The organism is Citrobacter sp. wls827 (assembly GCF_005280875.1).
Classification (GTDB): Bacteria; Pseudomonadota; Gammaproteobacteria; order Enterobacterales; family Enterobacteriaceae; genus Citrobacter; species Citrobacter youngae.
On sequence record NZ_SZWR01000018.1, the window covers coordinates 27,394 to 28,429 of the forward strand.

Annotated in this window: 1 protein-coding gene; it reads right to left on the bottom strand. The window is 57.3% G+C overall.

The window, feature by feature from the left end; translation table 11 throughout:
• A partial coding sequence (locus tag FDX03_RS23365; protein ID WP_249357057.1) for a 2,4-dienoyl-CoA reductase FMN-binding domain-containing protein occupies positions 1-1,036 on the bottom strand: 1,036 nt, incomplete at both ends.

Genomic DNA, 1,036 nt, shown 5'->3' on the forward strand with positions numbered 1-1,036 from the left:
AGTGGCCGCAACGATCGGCATTTTGGTTTCATGGCAAGCGCGCGGATTGACCAGGCAAGAGGTGACTTTGCCGACGAAGATCTGATCCAGGCAGGCCTGGTTACAGCCGATACAGGTATTGATCTCATCCGCTCGTCCGCTTTGCGCTTTTGACAGCAGTTCGGCATCGGCGAGGAACGGGCGAGCCATCGACACCATATCGGCATCGCCACGGGCCAGAATATCATCGGCGACTTTAGGATCGTTAATGCGGTTGGTGGTAACCAGTGGGATCGTCACATGCCCTTTCAGCTTTCGCGTCACCCAACTAAACGCGCCGCGCGGTACCGGGGTCGCGATAGTGGGAATGCGTGCCTCATGCCAGCCAATACCGGTGTTAATAATGGTGGCGCCTGCAGCTTCTATCGCCTGTGCAAGCTGGACGGTTTCGTCGAAGGTTCCGCCGTTTTCCACCAGGTCGAGCATCGACAGGCGGAAGATAATAATAAAGTCATTGCCGGCGCGCTGGCGTACCGCCCGCACGACTTCCACGGCAAAACGCATGCGGTTGGTATACTCGCCGCCCCATTGGTCATTGCGCTGATTGGTGCGCAGAGTCAGGAATTCGTTGATCAGATACCCTTCCGACCCCATCACTTCTACGCCATCGTAGCCCGCTTCCCGCGCCAGTTGGGCGCAATGGGCAAAATCTTCAATCAGTTGCAGCACTTCATCGTGCGTCAGCTCATGCGGCGTAAAGCGGTTAATAGGGGCCTGAATGGCTGAAGGCGCAACCAGATGCGGTTGATAGCTGTAGCGACCAGTGTGCAGGATTTGCAGGGCGATTTTCCCGCCTTCATCGTGAACCGCATCGGTAATGACGCGATGGTGTACGAGCTGGCTAGTGTCGTTCAGCATCGCCCCGCCTTCCATACCCACGCCCGATAACGCGGGCGCAATTCCTCCGGTCACAATCAGGGCTACGCCGTGACGAGCGCGTTCAGCATAGAACGCGGCTAGCCGTTCTGCACCATCAGGATACTCTTCCAGACCGGTA